Origin of the sequence: Halorubrum tibetense, from assembly GCF_042661865.1 — an archaeon.
GTDB classification, from domain to species: Archaea; Halobacteriota; Halobacteria; order Halobacteriales; family Haloferacaceae; genus Halorubrum; species Halorubrum tibetense.
On record NZ_JBHSWW010000199.1, the window covers coordinates 1 to 4,615 of the forward strand.

The 4,615-nt window shown below is 68.5% G+C and carries 7 protein-coding genes; 6 read left to right on the plus strand and 1 reads right to left on the minus strand.

Annotation, left to right across the window (positions count from 1 at the left end; all coding sequences use genetic code 11):
- Positions 1-220 precede the first annotated feature (220 nt).
- From ACFQEU_RS11695 to ACFQEU_RS11720, 6 genes are all read left to right on the plus strand, one after another.
- Positions 221-733 (plus strand): hypothetical protein, encoded by a 513-nt coding sequence (locus ACFQEU_RS11695; protein ID WP_379782330.1) that lies wholly within the window; start codon positions 221-223, stop codon positions 731-733.
- A gap of 93 nt (positions 734-826) precedes the next feature.
- Positions 827-1,156, plus strand: coding sequence for a hypothetical protein (locus tag ACFQEU_RS11700; protein ID WP_379782332.1), 330 nt, complete (start codon positions 827-829; stop codon positions 1,154-1,156).
- A 38-nt stretch (positions 1,157-1,194) separates the two neighbouring features.
- Positions 1,195-2,133, plus strand: a complete 939-nt coding sequence (gene mch / locus ACFQEU_RS11705) for a methenyltetrahydromethanopterin cyclohydrolase (RefSeq protein WP_379782334.1) — start codon at positions 1,195-1,197, stop codon at positions 2,131-2,133.
- An 11-nt stretch (positions 2,134-2,144) separates the two neighbouring features.
- On the plus strand, positions 2,145-2,654 hold the full coding sequence (locus ACFQEU_RS11710; protein ID WP_379782336.1) for a hypothetical protein: 510 nt from the start codon (positions 2,145-2,147) through the stop codon (positions 2,652-2,654).
- A 71-nt stretch (positions 2,655-2,725) separates the two neighbouring features.
- Positions 2,726-3,931, plus strand: a complete 1,206-nt coding sequence (locus ACFQEU_RS11715; RefSeq protein ID WP_379782338.1) for a potassium channel family protein — start codon at positions 2,726-2,728, stop codon at positions 3,929-3,931.
- 34 nt (positions 3,932-3,965) lie between these two features.
- The gene (locus ACFQEU_RS11720; RefSeq protein WP_379782340.1) at positions 3,966-4,397 is read left to right on the plus strand and encodes a nuclear transport factor 2 family protein; all 432 of its coding nucleotides are present in this window, start codon (positions 3,966-3,968) and stop codon (positions 4,395-4,397) included.
- A gap of 48 nt (positions 4,398-4,445) precedes the next feature.
- Here the strand turns inward: ACFQEU_RS11720 and ACFQEU_RS11725 are convergent.
- The coding region (locus ACFQEU_RS11725) for a PUA domain-containing protein (RefSeq protein ID WP_379782342.1) at positions 4,446-4,615 on the minus strand (170 nt) is incomplete at its 5' end.

A 4,615-nucleotide genomic window follows, 5' to 3' on the forward strand; every position in this document is an offset into this window, starting at 1 on the left:
CTGTCGGCGTTGCCGCTGCTGTCGGCGTTGCCGCTGCTGTCGGCGTTGCCGCTGCTGTCGGCGTTGCCGCTGCTGTCGGCGTTGCCGCTGCTGTCGCCGGAGGGATCCGATGTGATATCGAGTCGAACGCGCTCCCCGATCAAGTATCTGACGCGTCGGCGACGGGCATACTCTGACGTATCGGCGACGAGCGTATACGAACCGAGCCCGTATCTGATATATGGGCTACCCGGTCACGTATCACTGTCCGGCGTGTGAGACGATCGTCGAGCTCGAACGCGACGGCTATCTCGCCGACAAGGCGGTGACGCCGTATCCGTTCGAGGGGTGGACGTACGTCGAGCCGACCGCGCCGTTCGAGGACGACGCGGCCGACGGCGTGCGGTTCGTCTGTGGCGCGAGCGACGGGGTCGTCTGGAACCCCGACGAGGGGATCGAGACAACAGACGCCGACGGCGACGTGGTCGACTCCGCTGACGCCGACGGCGACGTGGTCGACTCCGCTGACGACGACGGCGGCGTGGTCGACTCCGCTGACGACGACGGTTCCGACGACACCGACATGGGTTCGGACCGGGCCGCCGGCTGCGGCGAATCGTTTTATCTCTCGTTCGTTCGGTACGAGGAGGGGCGCGAGATCGATCCGCGACCCGAGACGGAGCTCGTCGAGATCGATCCGGATCCGCGTTCGAGCGGCCCCCGCGGCCCCTCCGGTCCCGGCGGCTTCTGGTGAGTCGGGAGCCACCGGTCCGTCCCGCCAGAGTGTATCGGTACCCTCGTTGCACTCGGGCGTACCGTTATCCCCGCGCCGCCCGATGGATGACGTATGCCCGACACGAAAGCGGGACGGGAGGAACAGGCTCGAACGGCCGATCGCCGACGCGTCGAGCGTGACGTCTCCGAGGCGCTTGCCCGTGGGGACGAACCGGAGCCGCCGGACGATACGCCGACCGAGTGCTACCGCCGCGGCTGTACGGAGCCCGCCGCGTTCTCGGTCACCGAACGGTATCAGGAGGAGACCGGGAAGGGTGCGGTAGAGGCGTCCGCGCTGCTCTGTGAGCCACACACCGGCGAGGAAGCACCCACGAACCTCGATCAGGCGTATTCGGGCTACGTGTTCCTCGTCGAACCGATCGACGCGGCGACGGGGGAGTGACCGGCAAACCCCTTACGTGAGGGGGAGAAAGGGGGCGTATGGAGAGTATCAACCGGACCGCGATCGAGCTCGTCGACGAGGCGCTCGATTTCGCCGGCGAACTCGATATCGCGGGGTACGAGCTCGAGAACGGGGCTACTGTCGTCGACTTCGGGGTCGACGCCAAAGGCGGGGTGGAGGCGGGGCTGCTTCTCACCGAGATCCAGACCGCCGGGTTGGCGAGCGTCGACACGCGGATGGGCGAGGTCGCCGGCGCGCCGCGCGGCTACGTCGAGCTGTCGACCGACCACCCCGCTGTCTCGTTGTTGTGTTCACAGAAGGCCGGCTGGGAGCTGGCGTTCGAGAACGGGTTCGAAGGGCTCGGCTCCGGGCCCGCCCGGGCACTCGTGGGACAGGAGACGGAGTTCGAGCGCGTCGGCTACTACGACTCCTCGGAGTTCGCCACGCTGACGATCGAATCGACCGCGCTCCCGGACGAGACGGTCGCCGAACACGTCGCCGACCTTGCCGAGGTCGACCCGGAGGGCGTGTTCCTCCCGACGTACGCGACGGGGTCGACGGCGGGCTCCGTCTCGACCGCCGCGCGCGCGGCGGAGCTCGCGGTGTTCCGGCTCCTCGAGGTCGGCTACGAGCCGACCGACGTGCTCCACGCGTCCGGCTCCGCACCGATCGCGCCGGTGACGCGCGACGAGTCGGTCGCGATGGGACGCACGAACGACGCGCTGGCGTACGGCGGTGAAGTCCACCTCCAGGTCGCCCGGGACGACGACCGGTTCGAGCAGATCGTCTCCACCGTTCGTGACGACTACGGGACGCCGTTCGTCGAGGTGTTCGAGGACGCCGGTTGGGACTTCTACGAAGTGCCCGAGAGCGTGTTCGCGCCCGCACAGGTGACCGTCGACGTCGTCGACGGCCCCGTGTACACGGTGGGGGAGACGGACGAGTCGATCCTTGCGGAGTCGTTCGGCTACCGCTGAGCGTCCGACCCATGCGGCTCAAACCCCTCCCCGAACCGCCCGCCTCCCTCGGCGCGCTCGCCGACCTGCAACGCGCGGTCCCGCTCGTTCCGGGGACGACCGACGACTGCTGTGCCCGGCTCCGTGAGCGACGGGGACTCCCGGACCGGCAAACGGCGAACGACTGGCTCGCGCTCCTCCGTGTCCTCGGACTGGTACGTGCGACGCCGCGGGGGTTCGTTCGAACCGAGGCCGACCCGACACCGAAACGCGTTCGGGAGGGACTCCGCGAGGGGGTGTTGTTGGTCCCGGAGACGCTCTCGCTGTTGCGTGACGCGTCGGGGACAACCCCCGTGACGCCAGCGTCGCTGTTCGCGGCGACCCGCGAGTCGGTCCCGCGGCACGACCGCGCTCGGGACCCGAACTGGGAGGGTTCGTGGCGGAACCGGGCCGACCGGCTCCTCCGCTGGCTGGCGCTCGTCGATCTCGCGGAGCCGGTGTCGGACGCTGATGCGGCCTACGTTGCCGGGAACGCGATGTAGCCGACGACCTCCCAGATACCCCGTAACCCCCCGTGACAAGCCTTTTACTCGCCCCCGGAGAGATACGGGTTATGGGACGATTCGAGGGGCAGAACCCGCCGCGAAAGGTCAGTTACGAGCCGACGAGCGTGAAGGACCTGCTCGTGGAGATGAAAGACACCGCCGAGCTGCTCATCGATCTCTCCTACTCCGCGGTGTTACACGGCAGCCCCACGGTCGCACAGGAGGTCATCGAGCTCGAAAACCGGATGGACGTCCTCCAGATGCGCGCACGAATGAGCCTGATGCTCGCGGCGCGCAACCCGAGCGAAGCCGAGACGCTCGCCCCCGTACTCGGTGTCGTCGCCGCGGCGGACAAAGTCTCCGACGCGGCCGGTGACATCGCGAAGATCGTGTTAGAGGAGATCGGTCTTCCCGACGCGATGCGTGGCGCACTCTCCGAGGGCGTCGAGACCTTGGTCCGTGGCACCGTCGCGGCCGACTCCGAGTACGACGGACGCACGCTGAAGGACATCGACCTCGAATCCGAGACCGGCGTTCGGGTCATCGCGATCCGGCGCGACGACGACTGGATCCTCAACCCCGGGCCGAAAACCCGTCTGCACGGCGACGACATCGTCCTCCTCCGTGGTCCAGAGGGCGGCGTCTCGGACGTGTACCCGACGCTGACGGGCGAGTCGTTCGAACCCGACGAGCCGGCGGAGCCCGCCATTGACGACCTCGAACGCGCTGTCGACTCCATCGTGTTGATGAAGAACCTCTCGGAGCTCGCGGTCGACCTAGCGTACGGCTCCGTCCTGTTCGACAACGAGGAGCTGGCCGAGGAGGTGACGAACTTGGAGATCGAGGTCGACGCGCTCCAGTCGCGGTTCGAGGCGTGGACGCTTCGCGCCGCCAAGGAAGCCGACGATCCCGTCTCGTTGCGTGGGCTGATCCACCTCGGCGTGGCGACCGAGGAGATCTCCGACGCGGCCTTGGAGATCACGGAAGGCGTGCTCCGTGATATCGGCGTCCATCCCGTCGTCGAGATGGCGGTCCAGGAGTCCGACGAGATAATCACGCGAACGACCGTCCGGGAGGGGAGCACTCTCGACGGGACCGAGGTCGAGGCGGGCGTGCCCGCGACCGGGATCGCGACGAGCGTCCTCGCCGTCCGGCGGCCCGAGGAGGGGTGGCTCCTCGGCCCGGACATCGACACGACCCTCCGTGCCGGCGACGTGATCATCTCCAAGGGCACCCGCACCTCGGCAACCGAGTTCGCCGAGCTCGCGTCGTGACCCGGGTCGACGGTGCGAGTGATCGATATCGCCGATGACCGATCGTCCGGCGACGCTCGCGCGCGAGTACTACCGACGGACCGACGCGAAAGCGTACGACGCGCTCGCCGAGCTGCTCGCCCCCGACTTCGTTCACTATCGGCCCGATCGGACCCTCCGCGGGCGGGACCGGTTCCTCGCGTTCACCCGCGACGAGCGTCCGCTGACCGACACCACTCACGTCGTTGACGGCGTGTACGATGTCGGTCCGGGCGACTCAGCAGACGAGGAGTCGGCCGGTGACGGCGCGGGTCACAATGGACCGTCCGACGAACCGGCGGTCGGCGACGTGGCGGTCCGTGGCCGCCTTCTCGACGCCGACGACACGACGCTGTTCGCGTTCCTCGACGTGTTCACCGTCCACGACGGTCGGGTACGACGAATAGAGACGTACGCCCGATCGGACGCCGACGCGAAGGAAAACTGAGCGGGACCCGACCTCGGCGGGGTCGCGCGGCCGGCCGGCGGCGACGTGCTACCGCTCCTCGACGTGTCTGACCTCGCTGGCGACGCCGCGGGTCGACTCGACCATCTCCGGGCCGGACATCTCGGCGCGACCGACGGCGAACGCCTTCGGCCCCTCGAAGACGACCTCGTCGTCGACGCGGATCTCGAAATCGGCGTCGACGACGCCCGGCGCGAGCA